18 protein-coding genes are annotated in these 15,992 nt (G+C 65.5%); 14 read left to right on the top strand and 4 right to left on the bottom strand.

Translation table 11 applies throughout. The features are described from left to right. Window positions 1-283: 283 nt before the first annotated feature. Window positions 284-1,069 (bottom strand): hydroxypyruvate isomerase family protein, encoded by a 786-nt coding sequence (locus tag ACWKV7_RS14180; RefSeq protein WP_483858332.1) that lies wholly within the window; start codon window positions 1,067-1,069, stop codon window positions 284-286. Next, window positions 1,066-1,956, bottom strand: coding sequence for an NAD(P)-dependent oxidoreductase (locus tag ACWKV7_RS14175; protein WP_483858331.1), 891 nt, complete (start codon window positions 1,954-1,956; stop codon window positions 1,066-1,068). The genes ACWKV7_RS14180 and ACWKV7_RS14175 overlap by 4 nt, the downstream gene beginning before the upstream one ends. A gap of 129 nt (window positions 1,957-2,085) precedes the next feature. Between ACWKV7_RS14175 and ACWKV7_RS14170 the strand changes: the two genes are divergently transcribed. From ACWKV7_RS14170 to phnE, 4 genes are read left to right on the top strand one after another with little or no spacing between them, the layout of a single operon-like run. Continuing rightward, window positions 2,086-2,937: a putative selenate ABC transporter substrate-binding protein gene (locus ACWKV7_RS14170; RefSeq protein ID WP_483858330.1), complete on the top strand. Its 852-nt coding sequence runs from the start codon at window positions 2,086-2,088 to the stop codon at window positions 2,935-2,937. Continuing rightward, entirely contained in the window at window positions 2,934-3,740 is an 807-nt protein-coding gene (locus tag ACWKV7_RS14165; RefSeq protein ID WP_483858329.1) for a phosphonate ABC transporter ATP-binding protein, read from the top strand. Before ACWKV7_RS14170 ends, ACWKV7_RS14165 begins: the two co-directional genes overlap by 4 nt. After that, the gene (locus ACWKV7_RS14160) at window positions 3,734-4,561 is read left to right on the top strand and encodes a PhnE/PtxC family ABC transporter permease (protein WP_483858328.1); all 828 of its coding nucleotides are present in this window, start codon (window positions 3,734-3,736) and stop codon (window positions 4,559-4,561) included. The genes ACWKV7_RS14165 and ACWKV7_RS14160 overlap by 7 nt, the downstream gene beginning before the upstream one ends. Beyond that, complete coding sequence (gene phnE / locus ACWKV7_RS14155) at window positions 4,558-5,325, top strand: phosphonate ABC transporter, permease protein PhnE (RefSeq protein WP_483858327.1); 768 nt, start codon at window positions 4,558-4,560, stop codon at window positions 5,323-5,325. The genes ACWKV7_RS14160 and phnE overlap by 4 nt, the downstream gene beginning before the upstream one ends. A gap of 20 nt (window positions 5,326-5,345) precedes the next feature. Here the strand turns inward: phnE and ACWKV7_RS14150 are convergent, their stop codons facing one another. Together ACWKV7_RS14150 and ACWKV7_RS14145 are read right to left on the bottom strand one after the other, a co-directional pair. Then, window positions 5,346-5,714, bottom strand: coding sequence for a DUF5064 family protein (locus ACWKV7_RS14150; protein WP_483858326.1), 369 nt, complete (start codon window positions 5,712-5,714; stop codon window positions 5,346-5,348). Between the two features lie 95 nt (window positions 5,715-5,809). Next, the gene (locus ACWKV7_RS14145) at window positions 5,810-6,127 is read right to left on the bottom strand and encodes a DUF2288 domain-containing protein (protein ID WP_483858325.1); all 318 of its coding nucleotides are present in this window, start codon (window positions 6,125-6,127) and stop codon (window positions 5,810-5,812) included. A 344-nt stretch (window positions 6,128-6,471) separates the two neighbouring features. Here ACWKV7_RS14145 and ACWKV7_RS14140 point away from each other — a divergent pair, with 344 nt between their 5' ends. From ACWKV7_RS14140 to ACWKV7_RS14095, 10 genes are all read left to right on the top strand, one after another. Beyond that, a complete protein-coding gene (locus tag ACWKV7_RS14140) occupies window positions 6,472-7,593 on the top strand; it encodes a branched-chain amino acid ABC transporter substrate-binding protein (RefSeq protein ID WP_483858324.1) in 1,122 nt (373 codons plus the stop codon). Between the two features lie 116 nt (window positions 7,594-7,709). Continuing rightward, complete coding sequence (gene livH / locus ACWKV7_RS14135) at window positions 7,710-8,633, top strand: high-affinity branched-chain amino acid ABC transporter permease LivH (RefSeq protein ID WP_483858323.1); 924 nt, start codon at window positions 7,710-7,712, stop codon at window positions 8,631-8,633. After that, the gene (locus ACWKV7_RS14130) at window positions 8,630-9,883 is read left to right on the top strand and encodes a high-affinity branched-chain amino acid ABC transporter permease LivM (protein ID WP_483858322.1); all 1,254 of its coding nucleotides are present in this window, start codon (window positions 8,630-8,632) and stop codon (window positions 9,881-9,883) included. Before livH ends, ACWKV7_RS14130 begins: the two co-directional genes overlap by 4 nt. Beyond that, entirely contained in the window at window positions 9,880-10,647 is a 768-nt protein-coding gene (livG, locus tag ACWKV7_RS14125; RefSeq protein WP_483858321.1) for a high-affinity branched-chain amino acid ABC transporter ATP-binding protein LivG, read from the top strand. Before ACWKV7_RS14130 ends, livG begins: the two co-directional genes overlap by 4 nt. A 3-nt stretch (window positions 10,648-10,650) precedes the next feature. Then, entirely contained in the window at window positions 10,651-11,352 is a 702-nt protein-coding gene (locus tag ACWKV7_RS14120; protein WP_483858320.1) for an ABC transporter ATP-binding protein, read from the top strand. 242 nt (window positions 11,353-11,594) lie between these two features. Next, window positions 11,595-12,815 carry a serine/threonine transporter SstT gene (sstT, locus tag ACWKV7_RS14115; protein WP_483858319.1) on the top strand — a complete coding sequence of 407 codons (1,221 nt, stop codon included), beginning with the start codon at window positions 11,595-11,597 and terminating at the stop codon, window positions 12,813-12,815. A 107-nt stretch (window positions 12,816-12,922) separates the two neighbouring features. After that, complete coding sequence (locus tag ACWKV7_RS14110) at window positions 12,923-13,360, top strand: GFA family protein (RefSeq protein WP_483858318.1); 438 nt, start codon at window positions 12,923-12,925, stop codon at window positions 13,358-13,360. A gap of 52 nt (window positions 13,361-13,412) precedes the next feature. Further along, the gene (locus tag ACWKV7_RS14105; protein ID WP_483858317.1) at window positions 13,413-13,724 is read left to right on the top strand and encodes a cupin domain-containing protein; all 312 of its coding nucleotides are present in this window, start codon (window positions 13,413-13,415) and stop codon (window positions 13,722-13,724) included. 25 nt (window positions 13,725-13,749) lie between these two features. After that, a complete protein-coding gene (locus ACWKV7_RS14100) occupies window positions 13,750-14,088 on the top strand; it encodes a DUF2834 domain-containing protein (RefSeq protein WP_483858316.1) in 339 nt (112 codons plus the stop codon). Window positions 14,089-14,250: 162 nt separating this feature from the next. After that, the gene (locus tag ACWKV7_RS14095) at window positions 14,251-15,951 is read left to right on the top strand and encodes a diguanylate cyclase domain-containing protein (protein ID WP_483858315.1); all 1,701 of its coding nucleotides are present in this window, start codon (window positions 14,251-14,253) and stop codon (window positions 15,949-15,951) included. The last annotated feature ends 41 nt before the right edge of the window (window positions 15,952-15,992 follow it).

Below are 15,992 nucleotides of genomic sequence, written 5' to 3'. Positions count from 1 at the left end.
CAAGGCACCGAGTGGCACCGTCGGCACACTAGACGGAGATCGAGCAATGGCGTTACAGAGGCGGTGGGAATTTTTTGCAATGGAAACGCCGGGCCCAGGGTAATAAGGCGAAACGCCTACCGCGGGCCTGGCCGTTGCCTATGGATGAAAGCGCTCGGGCAAAGCGATGAAGACCAACGGGCGCCCTCACCCAATACGCCCACCATCAACGACGAAGCCACCGGGCCAAGCCGCCGAACGATCTACCAGCACCTGCGATGACGCTTGCTGGTCAGGGGCTCGCTCATAACCGGGCGCGCCATTGCTCCAGCCAACCCAGACTGGCCGCGGTGCCCCGATCGCCCGGCCGGTACTCGGCACCGAGCCAGCCGTCATAGCCGGCCAAAGCCAGGGCCCGCCAGGCAGCCGAAAAGTCCAGCGTCCCGCTACCCGGCGCGCCACGCCCTGGGCAGTCGGCGAATTGCACATGGCCGATGCGACCGGCCAGCAGGGCCACGCCTTGCCCGATGTCCAGGCCCTGGCGTGCCAGGTGATAGAGGTCGAGCTGTGCCGCGCAGTTGCCGTGGTCGACGGCGCGCAGCAGTTCATCCAGATGTGCCGGCGTATTCACCAGAAACCCCGGCATATCCAGCGGGTTGATCGCCTCGCACAGCACGCGAATCCCCACGCGCTGGAAAGCCTCTGCCGCACCTCGGAGGTTCGCCGCCAGCGTCTGCCATGCCAGCTCGACGGTGATGCCGGCGGCCAGGCGGCCCGGCAGCACGTTGACGCAAGCCGGCTGCGCCACCTCGGCATAGGCCAGCGCCTGGGCCAGGGCGGCATCGAATTCAGCCTGGCGCGAGGGCACCGCGGCCAGCCCGGCGCCCCCCTCCATCAGGTCCCCGGCGGGCAGGTTGATCAGTACCAGCGGCATCCGGGCCCGCTCCAACGCCGCTTTCAATTCATCGGCGGGCAGCGCATAGGGAAACTGGATCTCGACAGCGGAAAAGCCCGCTTCTGCGGCGGCAGCGATGCGCTCGACCAGCGGCAGCTCGGTGAACAGCAGGGACAGGTTGGCCGACAGTTTCATGCCTCGCCCTCGCGATACAGCTCCACCAGCGTAGCGGGGTCGTGCCCCAGGTGGCCCTGACTGCCGTGCAGGCGTATCAGTTGCGCGGCCAGCCCACTGACCGGTGTGGCCGAGCCCTGTTCGCGGGATAGCTTCACTGCCGTATCCAGATCCTTGAGCAGGGTGCGCACGTGCCACTTGACCGGCTCGTAGCGCCGCTCGGCCATCTGCGGAGCGAGTATCTGCAGCGGCTTGGAATCGGCGAAGCCGCCGGCCAGCGCCTCGGCGATCAACCCGGCGTCCACCCCGGCCTTCTCCGCCAGGGCCACCACCTCGGCGATCACCAGGGCGTTGCAGGCGACGATCATCTGGTTGCAGACCTTGGTCACTTGCCCGGCGCCTACCTCGCCCATGCGGGTCAGGCGCTGGCCGAGGTGGGCGAGAATGGGGCGAATGCGCTCGATATCCTGCTCGTGCCCGCCGGCCATGATCGCCAGGGTACCGGCTTCGGCACCGGGTGTTCCGCCGGACACCGGCGCATCGACCCAGCGCATGCCGGTGCGGCTTTCCAGCTCGGCGGCCATCTCCCGGGTGGTGGCGGGGTCCAGGCTGGAAAAGTCCACCAGCAGTTGGCCGGCACGCGCGCCCTCGACGATGCCGCCTTCGCCGAACACCACTTCGCGCACCACTTCGGTATTGGCCAGGCAAAGCATGATGATATTGGCCTGCTCGCACAGCTCTGAGGGTTGCTGCACGGTATGAGCGCCCTGCTTCACCAGGGGCGCGCATTTGTCCGGCGTGCGGTTCCATACCCACAGCGGGTACCCGGCCGCGAGCAGGCGACGAGTCATCGGCAGGCCCATCAGGCCGATGCCGGCGAAGGCGAGAGAAGGCAAGGCGGAAGTCATGGAAAGCTCCTGGCAAAGGCTGCCGTCATCTTAACCCGCGGCCATGCCGTTGACGGCCGAGATGTTTAAATGCGCGGCCAGTGCCTATAATCGCGCCCGCTTTTTCCGCTATTTAACCGGAGAACCCTCATGCTCAAGCGTACCCTGGCCCTCGCCGCCGGCTTTGCCCTGTCCCTTTCCGCCCTGTTCGCCCAGGCCGCCGATGTGCTCAAGGTATCGGCGATCCCCGACGAGGCCCCCACCGAACTGCTGCGCAAGTTCAAACCGCTGGGTGCCTACCTCGAAAAACAACTGGGCATGAAGGTCGAGTTCGTCCCGGTCTCCGACTACGCCGCCGTGGTCGAGGCACTCGCCGCCGACCGCATCGACCTTGCCTGGCTGGGCGGCTTCACCTTCGTCCAGGCCCGTCTGAAGACCGGCAATGCCATTCCCCTGGTGCAGCGCGAGCAGGATGCACAGTTCACCAGCAAGTTCATCACCGCCAATCCCGAGGTGAAAAGCCTGCAGGACCTCAAGGGCAAGACCTTCGCCTTCGGTTCGGTGTCTTCCACCTCGGGCAGCCTGATGCCGCGCTACTTCATGCTGCAGGACGGCATCAAGCCGGAAGAGTTTTTCAGCCGCGTCGCCTACTCCGGCGCCCACGACGCCACCGCCGCCTGGGTCCAGGCCGGCAAGGCCGAGGCCGGCGTGCTCAACGCCAGTGTCTGGGACAAGCTGGTCGCCGCCGGCAAGGTGGATACCGACAAGGTCAAGGTGTTCGCCACCACCCCGGCCTACTACGACTACAACTGGACTGTGCGCGGCAGCCTCGACCCGGCGCTGGCCGAGAAGATCAAGGCCGCATTCCTCGCCCTCGACCCGGCCAACCCGGAGCACAAGGCGATCCTCGACCTGCAGGCTGCCAGCCGCTTCATCGAAACCAAGCCGGAGAACTACACCGGCATCGAAGACGCCGCCAAGGCCGCCGGCCTGCTGCAATGACCGTGCGCCTGACCGGCGTGGGCCTGACCCACGCCAACGGTCAGGCGGCGCTGAGCGGTATCGACCTGGCCGTGCGGCCGGGCGAGCGGGTCGCCATTATCGGCCCTTCCGGCGCCGGCAAGACCAGCCTGCTGCGTCTCCTGGCCACCGCCTCGCAACCCAGCGGCGGAAACCTCGAGCTACTCGGCAGCCAACCCTGGAAACTGTCCGCCCGTGCCCGGCAGAAGCTGCGCGCACGCATCGGCCTGATCCATCAGACGCCGCCGCTGCCCCCGCGCCAACGGGTGGTCACCGCGGTGCTGGCCGGCAGGCTCGGCCAGTGGTCGCTCGGCAAGAGCCTGCTCAGCTTGCTGCATCCGCTGGACCGTGCCGGCGCGCTGGACGCGCTGGCGCGCCTGGACCTGGCCGACAAGCTGTTCGAGCGTTGCGACCAGCTGTCCGGCGGCCAGCTGCAGAGGGTCGGCATCGCCCGCGTGCTCTACCAGGAGCCGGCGCTGATGCTCGCCGACGAGCCGGTTTCGGCCATGGATCCGGTGCTCGCCGGCCACACCCTCGGCGTGCTCAACCGCGAAGCGCAAGCCCGCGGCATCACGCTGCTGGCCAGCCTGCACGCGGTGGACCTGGCCCTGGCGCACTTCCCGCGCATCGTCGGCATCCGCGACGGCCGCATCTTCTTCGACCATGCGGCCAGCGAAGTCGGCCAGGCCGAACTCGATGCGCTCTATGCCAACGAGCAGTTGCAAGCCCGGGTGCCGGCGTCCGCTGCGCCGGCGCCGGCCACCCTGCATATCCCACGATGCTGAACGGCGCGCCTCGCGATCCCGCCGCCCTGCCCCGACTGGCCGTCACCCTGCTGGCCTTGGCCTTGCTGTGGCCGGGCCTGTCGCTCAGCGAGCTGGACCTGGCGGTACTGTTCGATCCAGCCAATCGACGCACCATGGGCGATTTTCTCGCCGCCTTCTGGCCGCCAGCCCACGACGCCGACTTCCTCGACCTGCTGGGCCGCGCCACCCTGGAAACCCTGGCCATCGCCACCGCCGGCATGGCCCTGGCGCTGTTGATCGGCGCCCCCGGCGCGCTGCTGGCCAGTCGCGCGCTGTCGCTCTCCGCCGTGTCCCGTGCCGGCAAGCCGGCCTGGTGGGCCCGGGGGCTGCGCTGGCCGGTGCGTGGCCTGCTGATCGTGCTGCGCAGCGTGCCGGAAATCGTCTGGGCGCTGCTGTTCGTGCGCGCTGTCGGCCTCGGCCCCACCGCCGGGGTATTGGCCATCGCCATCACCTATGGCGGCATGCTCGGCAAGGTCTATGCGGAGATTTTCGAATCGGTGGACCCGCGGCCAAGCCGCGCCCTGCTGGTGGCCGGCAGCTCACGACTGGCGGCGTTCGCCTACGGGGTATTGCCCAACGCGGCGGCCGAGCTGCTCTCCTATACCGTCTACCGCTGGGAATGCGCGATCCGCGCCTCGGTGGTGATGGGCTTCGTCGGAGCCGGCGGGCTCGGCCAGCAGATGGAGCTGTCCTTGCGCATGTTCGCCGGCGGCGAAGTCGCCAGCATGCTGCTGACATTCCTGATCCTGGTACTGCTGGCCGACCAACTTAGCCGCCTGCTGCGCGGGAGGCTGGCGTGAGGCGCCTGGGCAATGCCCTACTGCTGGTCGCGGTGCTGGCGGCGGTCTGGGCTTCGTTCCGCTATTTGCGCATCGACCTGGGCGCACTGGCCTCGGCCGAGGCATTGGCGCAGATGGGCGACTATGCCAGCGGCTTCCTGCGGCCGGACTTCTCTGCCAGCCACTGGCAAACGATTGGCCGCGGCACGCTGGAGACATTGGCAATGTCAGCCATCGGCACGCTGCTCGCGGCATTGCTCGGCCTGGCCCTGGCGCTGCCCGCGGCGGGACGCTGCGGCACCCTGGCCCTCGCCGCCGCGCGCCTGCTGCTCAACAGCCTGCGCGCGGTGCCCGAGCTGGTCTGGGCGGCCCTGATGGTCCTGGCCGCCGGCCTCGGGCCGAATGCCGGCACCCTGGCCCTGGCCCTGCACACCGGCGGTGTGCTCGGCCGGCTGTTCGCCGAGGCCCTGGAAAATACCCCGCCGGAACCGGCCGAGGCTGTGCGCCTGGCCGGCGGCGGCCGCATCGCCGCGTTCTGCTACGGCACCCTGCCCGGTGTCTGGCCGCAGCTAATGGCCTACAGCCTGTATCGCTGGGAAAACAATATCCGCATGGCCAGCGTGCTTGGCTTCGTCGGTGCCGGCGGACTGGGGCAAATGCTTTACGTCAGCCTCAGCCTGTTCCAGGAGGCTCGCGCCGCCACGGTGATTCTCGCCATGCTGCTCCTGGTCCTCGCGGTCGACGCCCTGAGCGGCTGGCTGCGCCAACGCTGGGTCAGCGCCTAGCCAGGCACCTGCGTCGCGACCTACAGACCATCCTTCTGCAGATGGTCGAAACTCACCGGATCGCCTGAATGGTTGTGCAGCTTCGCGCGAATGTCCTCGAACATGGCGTCGAAGTATTTGTGCCCGCGCAATACCGGGCCGAAGCTCGCCGGCAAACCGTGGGCGGCCGCACGGCGGGTCGCGACGCTGGCGAAATTGAACGCGGTGTCGCGATGCAGCTCGAACTCCTCTGCGAAAGCCTGACCGTTCGCCTCGCCACACAGGCGAAAGTGCATCATCGGCCCCTCCTTGGGATCGGATCGCACCTCGTAGAACAGATCGAGGCTATAGCCTGTCTCCTCAGGCCCGCTTGGCCAGATCTGGATATGCAGGTGACCCGGCTCGAACATGGCGTGTTCTCCCTTGGTTCAAGGCAAAAAGCAAAGTGTAGAAGGCAAGGCGATCTCGCCCCAATCGAGCGGCCCTGCGCACCAGCCGCCCCGCCTCAGTGCAGCGCTGTCGACTCGGCCCGTTCCTGGATCAGCACCCAGGGCGCGACCACCACGGCCCATAGCTGCGGATCGCGTTCGAGCAGGTCCTGTGCGCGGCTCTCCTCCACCTTGCCGATCCGGCCCGCCGCCAACCAGTTCTCGATCTTCGCCTTGTCGTCCTCGGCCACGGCCTGCGCCACGGCGACCAGATCCTCGGTCCCGTTCACCCAGAGCAGCGCGCCGCGCGCGAAGAAAGGTTGCAGCTCCTGCCAACGAATCGATGCGGTTTCGCCAAGCAGCTTGGCATAGAGGGTGCTAGGGTGTTCTGTCATGGGTTTTCACCTGTGGACGGCGCGCCATGATAGCGCCGCCGCTGTCACCGGCAAACTCAGCAATGACGCCGCCGCGGTCGCCAAACCCGCCACATTTCGTAGCGGTAAACGCCTGATAAAAGGAGGAATACAACGGAGCGCACAGACACGGCGTTTTTCTATACGTTTATTACGTTTAAGCGACACCCGTCCGTCATGTCCCCTGATGCCGGCTTTTCAAGTTGCAAACCGGCGCTCTACACTGCGCCGGTACAGTTGCCGGGGGTATGACCGGGGAATTCACCCGGTTCTGCAGCTTTGGCCGCCAGGACTACAACAACGAAAAATCATAAGAGTGGAGCACTATGAACAAGGCTACTAAGCAGCTTTCCAAATTGTTCGCAGCGATGGCCCTGGCGGGGGCCGCCAGCTATTCCATGGCCGCCGACACCATCAAGATCGGCATGGCCGGTCCGGTAACAGGCCCGGTCGCTCAATACGGTGAAATGCAGTTCATTGGCGCTCAGATGGCTATCGAGCAGATCAACAAGGCCGGCGGGGTTGACGGCAAGCAGCTCGAAGGCGTGGTCTACGACGATGCCTGCGATCCCAAGCAAGCCGTGGCCGTAGCCAACAAGATCGTCAACGATGGCGTCTCCTTCGTCATCGGCCACCTGTGCTCCAGCTCCACTCAGCCAGCCTCGGACATCTACGAGGACGAAGGCATCCTCATGATCACCCCGGCCTCCACCAGCCCGGACGTGACCTCCCGCGGTTACCAACTGGTATTCCGCACCATCGGCCTGGACAGCATGCAGGGCCCGACCGCCGGCAACTACATCGCCGACCACGTCAAGCCGAGCAATGTCGCCGTCATCCACGACAAGCAACAGTACGGCGAAGGCATCGCCACCGCCGTCAAGCAGACCCTGGAAGGCAAGGGCGTGAAAGTCGGCCTGTTCGAAGGCATCAACGCCGGCGACAAGGACTTCTCCTCGCTGATCTCCAAGCTGAAGAAAGAAGGCGTGGACTTCGTCTACTACGGCGGCTACCACCCGGAACTCGGCCTGCTGCTGCGCCAGGCATCCGAGAAGGGCCTGAAGGTCAAGTTCATGGGTCCGGAAGGCGTAGGCAACAAGGAAATCTCCGCCATCGCCGGCCCGGCCTCCGAAGGCCTGCTGGTGACCCTGCCGAAGTCCTTCGACCAGGATCCGAAGAACCAGGCGCTGGTCGAGGCCTTCAAGGCCAAGAACCAGGACCCGAGCGGCCCGTTCGTGTTCCCGGCCTACGCTGCCGTACAGGTCATCGCCGAGGCCATCGACAAGTCCGACAGCACCGACACCGACAAGGTGGCCAAGGCGCTGCGTTCCAATACCTTCGACACGCCCACCGGCACCCTGGCCTTCGACGAGAAGGGCGATCTGAAAGACTTCAGCTTCGTGGTCTACGAGTGGCACCAGGACGGTACCAAGTCCGAAGCCAAGTAAGCTTCCCCGCCTGAACCCAAAGCCCACTGCCATGCAGTGGGTTTTGTTTATTCGTGTTTTCCGGCCATCCGCTGCGCCACAAGCGCCGCTGTTCGTGATGGTCGAGGAGTTAGGGAATGCCTGATCTCTATCACTACCTGCAACAGCTGGTTAATGGGCTGACCATTGGCAGCACCTATGCCCTGATCGCCATCGGCTACACCATGGTCTACGGCATCATCGGCATGATCAACTTCGCCCACGGCGAGGTTTACATGATTGGCTCGTACGTAGCCTTCATCGCCATCGCCGGGCTCACCCTGCTCGGCCTCGACAGCCTGCCCTTGCTGATGGTCGCGGCATTCGCCGCCAGCATCATCGTCGCCAGCGCCTACGGCTACAGCATCGAACGGGTCGCCTACCGACCGCTGCGCGGCAGCAGCCGGCTGATTCCGCTGATCTCGGCCATCGGCATGTCGATCTTCCTGCAGAACGAAGTACTGCTGGCCCAGGATTCCAAGGACAAGGCGATCCCCAATCTGATGCCCGGCAACTTCGTGTTCGGCGAAAGCACCATGAACGGCGTGGTGATTTCCTACATGCAGGTGCTGATCTTCGTGGTGACCTTCATCGCGATGTTCGGCCTGACGATGTTCATCTCCCGCTCGCGCCTCGGCCGTGCCTGCCGCGCCAGCGCGGAGGACCTGAAGATGGCCAACCTGCTCGGCATCAACACCAACAACATCATTGCCCTGACCTTCGTCATCGGCGCCGCCCTGGCTGCCGTGGCATCGGTTCTGCTGGGCATGCAATACGGGGTGATCAACCCGCACCTGGGCTTCCTCGCCGGCATCAAGGCGTTCACCGCCGCCGTGCTCGGCGGCATCGGCAGCATTCCCGGCGCCATGCTCGGTGGCCTGGTGCTGGGCGTGGCGGAAGCATTCGGCGCCGATATCTTCGGCGACCAGTACAAGGACGTGGTGGCCTTCGGCCTGTTGGTCCTGGTGTTGCTGTTCCGTCCCACCGGTATTCTCGGTCGTCCGGAGGTGGAAAAGGTATGACTCGCAATCTCAAAACCGCCTTCTTCAGCGCCCTGCTGGTCATTGCCGTGGCGTACCCGGTGCTTGGTCTGAAGCTGACCACCGTCGGCATCAAGTTGGAAGTACAGAACGCCACCCCGGCGGTGATCTTGACCATCGCCGGCTGCGCCATCGCGCTGTTCTTCTGGCAACTGTTCCGTGATCGCATTGGCGCCCTCTGGGCCGGCGTGCCCAAGGCCGGGATGCCGGACAATGTGAAGGACCTGATGACCCAGCAGTCCACCCAGCGCTGGGTCATGCTGGGCCTGATCGTGGTCGCCCTGGCCTGGCCGTTCTTCGGCTCGCGCGGCGCGGTGGACATCGCCACACTGATCCTGATCTACGTGATGCTCGGCCTCGGCCTGAACATCGTGGTCGGCCTCGCCGGCCTGCTGGATCTGGGCTACGTCGGCTTCTATGCCGTCGGCGCCTACAGCTATGCCCTGCTCTCGCACTACTACGGCCTGGGATTCTGGACCTGCCTGCCGATCGCCGGACTGATGGCGGCGTTCTTCGGCTTCATCCTCGGCTTCCCGGTCCTGCGCCTGCGCGGTGACTACCTGGCCATCGTCACCCTCGGCTTCGGCGAGATCATTCGCATCCTGCTGCGCAACCTCACTGGGCTCACTGGCGGCCCCAACGGCATCAGCAACATCGACAAGCCGACGCTGTTCGGCCTGTCCTTCGAGCGCCGCGCCGAGGAGGGCCTGCAGACCTTCCATGAGTTTTTCGGCATCGCCTACAACTCCATCAACAAGGTGATCTTCCTCTACCTGATCGCCCTGCTGCTGGTGTTGCTGACCCTGTTCGTGATCAACCGCCTGCTGCGCATGCCGATCGGCCGTGCCTGGGAAGCACTGCGCGAGGACGAGATCGCCTGTCGTGCCCTGGGCCTGAACCCGACCATCATCAAACTTTCTGCTTTCACCCTCGGTGCCTGCTTCGCCGGCTTCGCCGGCAGCTTCTTCGCTGCGCGCCAGGGCTTGGTGACCCCCGAGTCGTTCACCTTCATCGAGTCGGCGATCATCCTCGCCATCGTGGTGCTCGGCGGCATGGGCTCGCAGCTCGGGGTGATCCTCGCCGCCGTCGTCATGATCCTGTTGCCGGAACTCATGCGCGAATTCAGCGAGTACCGCATGTTGATGTTCGGTGCCCTGATGGTGGTGATGATGATCTGGCGTCCGCAGGGCCTGCTGCCCATGCAACGCCCGCACTTGGAGCTTAAGCGATGAGCCGACCGATTCTCGAAGTCAACGGTCTGACCATGCGCTTCGGCGGCCTGCTGGCCGTCAACAACGTGAACCTGACCGTGCATGAAAAGCAGGTGGTATCGATGATCGGCCCCAACGGCGCCGGCAAGACCACCGTATTCAACTGTCTCACCGGCTTCTACCAGCCGACGTCGGGCAGCATTCGCCTGAATGGCGAGCAGATCGAGGGCCTGCCCGGCCACAAGATCGCCCACAAGGGCGTGGTACGCACCTTCCAGAACGTTCGCCTGTTCAAGGAAATGACGGCGGTGGAAAACCTGCTGGTCGCCCAGCACCGGCACCTCAACACCAATTTCCTGGCAGGCCTGTTCAAGACCCCGGGCTTTCGCCGCAGCGAGCGCGAGGCCATGGAGTACGCCGCCCATTGGCTGGAACAGGTCAACCTGACCGACTGCGCCAACCGCCCTGCCGGCACCCTCGCCTACGGCCAGCAGCGCCGCCTGGAAATTGCCCGCTGCATGATGACGCGCCCGCGTATCCTCATGCTCGACGAGCCGGCGGCCGGCCTCAACCCGAAGGAAACCGAGGACCTGAAGGAGCTGATCGGCATGCTGCGCAACCAGCACAACGTCACCGTGCTGCTGATCGAGCACGACATGAAGCTGGTGATGAGCATTTCCGACCACATCTTCGTGATCAACCAGGGCACGCCCCTGGCCGACGGCACGCCCGACCAGGTCCGTGGCAACCCGGACGTGATCAAAGCCTATCTGGGGGAGGCGTAGACCATGCTGTATTTCGACAAGGTTTCCACCTTCTACGGCAAGATCCAGGCGCTGCACGATGTCAGCGTCGAGGTTCGCCAGGGCGAGATCGTCACCCTGATCGGCGCCAACGGCGCCGGCAAGTCGACCCTGCTGATGACCCTCTGCGGCACCCCACAGGCGGCCAGCGGCAGCATTCGCTACCAGGGCGAGGAACTGGTCGGCCTGCAAACCCCGGACATCATGCGCAAGAGCATCGCCGTGGTGCCGGAAGGCCGGCGCATCTTCGCCCGCCTGACGGTGGAAGAGAACCTCGCCATGGGTGGCTTCTTCACCGACAAGCGTGACTACGAAGAGCAGATGGACAAGGTCCTGCACCTGTTCCCGCGCTTGAAGGAACGCTACAGCCAGCGTGGCGGCACCATGTCCGGCGGCGAGCAGCAGATGCTCGCCATTGCCCGCGCGCTGATGAGCAAGCCCAAGCTGTTGCTGCTCGACGAGCCGTCCCTGGGGCTGGCCCCGATCATCATTCAGCAGATCTTCGACATCATCGAACAGCTGCGCAAGGACGGGGTGACCGTGTTCCTGGTCGAGCAGAACGCCAACCAGGCGCTCAAGCTGGCCGACCGCGGCTATGTGCTGGAGAACGGGCGGATCGTCATGCAAGGCAGCGGCGAAGAACTGCTCAACGACCCCAAGGTACGCGACGCCTACCTGGGTGGGTGACGGCCGACACTGCGATGAACACGGCCCTTCGGGGCCGTTTTCATTTATCCGCGCATCGCTCACTCAACTGAAGCCCGGAGCGTGTTGAGGCTCTATAATCGCCGCCTCGTTTTTCGCACCGTCGCGATCCGGCGGATCAAGCAATGAGGCAGCATCTCGGCATCGGCCACCGCCGGTGCTCCCGCATGCCGCCATCCGGCAGGCTCGCTATCCGCGTTGCCGCCGACAACAGGAAGGTCATCATGATCCATCGTCCCCTGCTGCAACTGCTCAGCCGCACAAGCCTCGTCGTGCAGATCGCCATCGGCCTGATTGCCGGCATCCTGCTCGCCCTGTTGTTTCCCCAGGCCACCGATGAAGTCGGCCTGCTCGGCACACTGTTCATCTCCGCCTTGAAGGCAGTGGCACCGGTACTGGTGCTCGTGCTGGTGACCGCCGCGATTGCCAATCACAAGCACGGTCAGCCAACCCACATTCGCCCGATTTTGTTGCTGTACCTGCTGGGCACCCTGAGCGCCGCCATCATTGCCGTGGCCGCCAGCAGCCTGTTCCCTTCGTCGCTGGTGCTCACCGAGGCCGCCGGCGGGGTGGCGCCGCCCGGCGGCATCGCCGAGGTTCTGAAAACCCTGTTGATGAAGGTGGTCGACAACCCGGTGAACGCGCTGCTCAGCGGCAACTTCATCGGCATCCTGGCCTGGGCGATCGGCCTGGGCATTGCCATTCGCCATGGCAGTGACACCACCCGCGAGGTGTTTGCCGACCTTGCCAGCGGCGTATCGTTGATCGTCAAGGTGGTGATCCGCTTCGCCCCGCTGGGCGTGTTCGGCCTGGTCGCCACCTCGCTGGCGGAAGCCGGCCTGGATGCTCTGCTCGGCTATGCCCACCTGCTGGCCGTGCTGATCGGCTGCATGCTGTTCGTCGCCTTGGTGGTCAATCCGCTGATCGTCTTCTGGCAGTTGCGCCGCAACCCCTACCCCCTGGTCTTCACCTGCCTGCGCGAGAGCGGCATCACCGCGTTCTTCACCCGCAGCTCGGCGGCCAACGTGCCGGTCAACCTGCAGCTCTGCGAGCGCCTGGGCCTGCACGAAGACACCTATGCGGTGTCCATTCCGCTCGGTGCCACCATCAACATGGCCGGCGCGGCCATCACCATCAGCGTGCTCACGCTGGCGGCCGTGCACACCCTGGGCATCGTCGTGGACATACCCACCGCGATCCTGTTGTGCGTAGTGTCGGCGGTCTCCGCCTGCGGCGCCTCTGGCGTAGCCGGCGGTTCGCTGCTGCTGATCCCGCTGGCCTGCAGCCTGTTCGGCATCCCCAGCGAGACCGCCATGCAGGTGGTGGCCATCGGCTTCATCGTGGGCATCCTGCAGGATTCCGCGGAGACCGCGCTGAACTCCTCCACCGACGCACTGTTCACCGCGGCGGTGTGCCTGGCGAAAGAGCAACCCGCGACGCCCTGAGAAAACAACGGAAGGGCCGCCCGAACAGCGGTCCTTCGCGACTTTTTTGCCCGGCACGTGCATAGTGCCGCCCTGCTCCACCGTGCCCCAGCAAGAGAAGAGGAAGGATGACCCAGGATCGATTCACCGGACGCTGTCTGTGCGAAGCCATCAGCTATGAAGTCCAGGGACCGCTGGGCCCGGTCTATCACTGCCACTGCAGCAAGTGCCGGCGCTGGCATGGCGCGGCGTTCCGAACCCGCGCCTCGATCAAGCGCAGCCAGTTCCGCTGGCTCAGCGGCGAACAGTGGCTGACCCACTTCCATTCGTCCGACAACGTGATCAAGACGTTCTGCTCGTTCTGCGGTTCGAGCCTGGCCAGCTTCTACGCGCAGAATCCCGATGTGGTCGGCATCCCCCTGGGCGGCCTCGACCAGGACCCCGGCGTAAGGCCGGAGGCACACGTCTTCGTCGGTTCGAAGGCGCCCTGGTACGAGATCGACGACGACCTGCCGCAGTACGACGAGGGGCCGGTGGCGGAAGACGCCAGGAAGACGCGGGCCTAGGTCGACTGCCGCCCGCGGGTTGACACACAGCACTGCTACACGGAGTACCGGGATGAAGGTCATTCGCAGCAAGGAATTCACCGCCGACCGAGCCTGGGGCGCCCTGGATATCGCCAACATGGGCGGCACCACCACCCGCCTGCACTGGACCGACCAGCCCTACCAGTGGCATGTGAACGACGGCGAGGAAGTGTTTGCCGTGCTGGATGGCATCGTCGACATGCACTACCGGGAGCAGGGCGCGGAAAAAGTGGCCACCCTCCATGTCGGCGATATCTTCTTCGCCACGGTTGGCTGCGAGCACGTCGCCCACCCACGGGGAGCCGCGAGGATCCTGGTCGTCGAGCGCGAAGGCAGCATCTGACATCCGCCCTTGCGAGGAGAGCCCCATGCGCCTGATCGTCCCCTTGATTGCGCTGATCCTGTTCTCGACCTACACCGGGTACACCATGGCCATCGCCGAGCAATCGCTGCTGGCCTTCGGTTTGCAGCTGATGGGCCGCCCCGATACCGCCCAGGTGGTGATCGACCTCTACCTCATGGCTACGCTGGCCTGCGTGTGGATGTACCGGGACCATGTCGGGCGCGGAGGCTCCTGGCGTGGCGTGCTGCCTTACATCCTGCTCACCGCAGTGTTCGTGTCCATCGGCCCGTTGCTCTATCTGGTGGTCCGCGCACTGAGCAGGCCCACGCCTCCCGCTTCCGGCTCGCCGTCCACGCTCCATTAGACGGACGTTCGGCTGGCCGCTGCGAGGCCAGGCGGCCCCGGCCCGGCGCCGCCGCAAAGACCGACCACCTGAGTCGCGCGCACCGGTTGCAGCAGCCCATCGGCAACGCGGGCACTTTTCCTACGCAATCTAGGCAACCGCCTAGACTTGTAGCACTATGCCATGCCCTCGCAGCCTGATCCCGCCATGCGCTACCCGAGCAGTCTTCGCAATCGCTTCGCCCTACTCATCGCCCTGCTGGTCGGCCTGCTCAGTTGGTTGCTCGGCGCGTTGATCGGCCATGACTCCAGTACCCGCCTGCGCGAGGAAATCGGCCACGACCTGGCCGAGATCACCTTCCAGATGGCCGACCGCCTGGATCGCGACATGGCGGGGCGGGCCAGAGTCTTGCAACTGCTCAGCCAACTCGCCGCCTTGCGACAGCCAGACGACGTCAGCGAAATCAGGCGCCTGCTCGACCAGTTGCACAAGGAACTGGGCGGAGTCGCCTGGGTCGGCTTCACCGATCCGCATGGCACGGTGCTCGCTTCCAGCGACGGCGTGCTCGAAGGTGTCAGCATCGCCCAGCGACCGGTATACCTTGAGGGCCGCAACGGCCGCTTCATCGGCGATGTGCACGAAGCGGTACTGCTCGCCAAGTTGCTGCCCAACCCTACCGGCGAAGCCATGAAGTTCGTCGACATCGCCTTGCCGGTACAGGGCAAGGACGGCTCCCTCAGCGGCGTACTGGCCATGCACCTGTCCTGGGGCTGGGCCGACGAGGTCCGTCGCTCGCTGCTGGAGCCCATGCAGCGCCGCCGGCAGGTGGAGTTCCTGGTCCTGGGCAAGGACCACACGGTGTTGCTCGGCCCCAAGGACATGGTCGGCCAGCAGCTGTCGCTGCACGCCTTGCAATCGACGGGGCGGGATAATTTCTGGACGGTCGAACAATGGCCCGACCGCGAACACTACCTGACCGGCGTCGCCTACAGCCGGGGCCACCAGGACTACCCGGGGCTTGGCTGGATCGTCATCGCCCGGCAGCCCCTCGAACAGGCCTTCGCCCCCGCCCAGCAGCAGCGCGAGGCCATCGGTCTGTGGGGCAGCGGTCTGGCCCTGCTGTTCGCCCTGCTCGGCTGGCTGCTGGCCGGCTACATCACCCGACCGCTGCGACGCATCAGCGAGGCGGCAGACCGCCTCAGCGCCGGCGAGATCACCGTCATTCCGGACCTGCCAGGCAACGATGAGATCGCCCGTTTGAGCCAATCGATCCGCCACCTGGTGGAAAGCCTGACCCAACAAAAGAGCGAGCTGAACGCAATGCAGGACCTGGCGCACCACGACGCCCTGACCGGCCTGCCCAACCGCATCGCCCTCGAGACGCATCTGCGTCACGCCCTGCAACGCAGCCAGAGCCTGCATCACAGCCTGGCGCTGCTGTACCTGGACCTGGACGGCTTCAAGCCGGTCAACGACCAGTTCGGCCACGCCGCCGGGGACGAACTGCTGAAGACCGTCGCCAAGCGCCTGCGCGTCTGCCTGCGCGAGGGTGACCTGGTCGCGCGCCTGGGCGGCGACGAGTTCATCATGGTGCTGCAGGTTGCCGGCGATGCCGCCCAGGAGCAGGCGCGGCTCATCGCCGAACGCACGCTACGGGCACTGCGCCAGCCGATTGCCCTGCCCGGCGCCGATGAAGTCGGCATTGGTTGCAGCATCGGCGGAGCCCTCTGGCCGCAGGACGGCGAAGAACTGAGCGATGTGCTGGAGCTTGCAGACCAGGCCCTGTACGCAGCCAAGCGCAGTGGCAGGAACCGCGCGTTCTTCCACCGGGGGGCAGCGCCGTCCAGCCAGCCGCAAACCGCCGGCAAGCAACGCCACTCCTAGCGCGAGCTGCGCACACGCCGCGCAACCGGTCTTGCCGATGG

Source organism: Zestomonas ipomoeae (assembly GCF_057128665.1).
The sequence above is the reverse complement of the archived record's forward strand: the minus strand, read 5'-3'. Positions and strand labels throughout refer to the sequence as shown.

What these genes read in the sequence shown, in the direction of transcription:
- ACWKV7_RS14150 (WP_483858326.1), bottom strand. Translation starts at nt 5,714, where the DNA reads ATGTTCGAGCCGGGTCACCTGCATATCCAGATCTGGCCAAGCGGGCCT.
- ACWKV7_RS14105 (WP_483858317.1), top strand. Translation starts at nt 13,413, where the DNA reads ATGAAGGTCATTCGCAGCAAGGAATTCACCGCCGACCGAGCCTGGGGC.
- ACWKV7_RS14110 (WP_483858318.1), top strand. Translation starts at nt 12,923, where the DNA reads ATGACCCAGGATCGATTCACCGGACGCTGTCTGTGCGAAGCCATCAGC.
- ACWKV7_RS14095 (WP_483858315.1), top strand. Translation starts at nt 14,251, where the DNA reads ATGCCCTCGCAGCCTGATCCCGCCATGCGCTACCCGAGCAGTCTTCGC.
- ACWKV7_RS14120 (WP_483858320.1), top strand. Translation starts at nt 10,651, where the DNA reads ATGCTGTATTTCGACAAGGTTTCCACCTTCTACGGCAAGATCCAGGCG.
- ACWKV7_RS14100 (WP_483858316.1), top strand. Translation starts at nt 13,750, where the DNA reads ATGCGCCTGATCGTCCCCTTGATTGCGCTGATCCTGTTCTCGACCTAC.
- livH (WP_483858323.1), top strand. Translation starts at nt 7,710, where the DNA reads ATGCCTGATCTCTATCACTACCTGCAACAGCTGGTTAATGGGCTGACC.
- ACWKV7_RS14160 (WP_483858328.1), top strand. Translation starts at nt 3,734, where the DNA reads ATGCTGAACGGCGCGCCTCGCGATCCCGCCGCCCTGCCCCGACTGGCC.
- ACWKV7_RS14130 (WP_483858322.1), top strand. Translation starts at nt 8,630, where the DNA reads ATGACTCGCAATCTCAAAACCGCCTTCTTCAGCGCCCTGCTGGTCATT.
- sstT (WP_483858319.1), top strand. Translation starts at nt 11,595, where the DNA reads ATGATCCATCGTCCCCTGCTGCAACTGCTCAGCCGCACAAGCCTCGTC.
- ACWKV7_RS14165 (WP_483858329.1), top strand. Translation starts at nt 2,934, where the DNA reads ATGACCGTGCGCCTGACCGGCGTGGGCCTGACCCACGCCAACGGTCAG.
- ACWKV7_RS14170 (WP_483858330.1), top strand. Translation starts at nt 2,086, where the DNA reads ATGCTCAAGCGTACCCTGGCCCTCGCCGCCGGCTTTGCCCTGTCCCTT.
- ACWKV7_RS14180 (WP_483858332.1), bottom strand. Translation starts at nt 1,069, where the DNA reads ATGAAACTGTCGGCCAACCTGTCCCTGCTGTTCACCGAGCTGCCGCTG.
- ACWKV7_RS14145 (WP_483858325.1), bottom strand. Translation starts at nt 6,127, where the DNA reads ATGACAGAACACCCTAGCACCCTCTATGCCAAGCTGCTTGGCGAAACC.
- ACWKV7_RS14140 (WP_483858324.1), top strand. Translation starts at nt 6,472, where the DNA reads ATGAACAAGGCTACTAAGCAGCTTTCCAAATTGTTCGCAGCGATGGCC.
- livG (WP_483858321.1), top strand. Translation starts at nt 9,880, where the DNA reads ATGAGCCGACCGATTCTCGAAGTCAACGGTCTGACCATGCGCTTCGGC.
- ACWKV7_RS14175 (WP_483858331.1), bottom strand. Translation starts at nt 1,956, where the DNA reads ATGACTTCCGCCTTGCCTTCTCTCGCCTTCGCCGGCATCGGCCTGATG.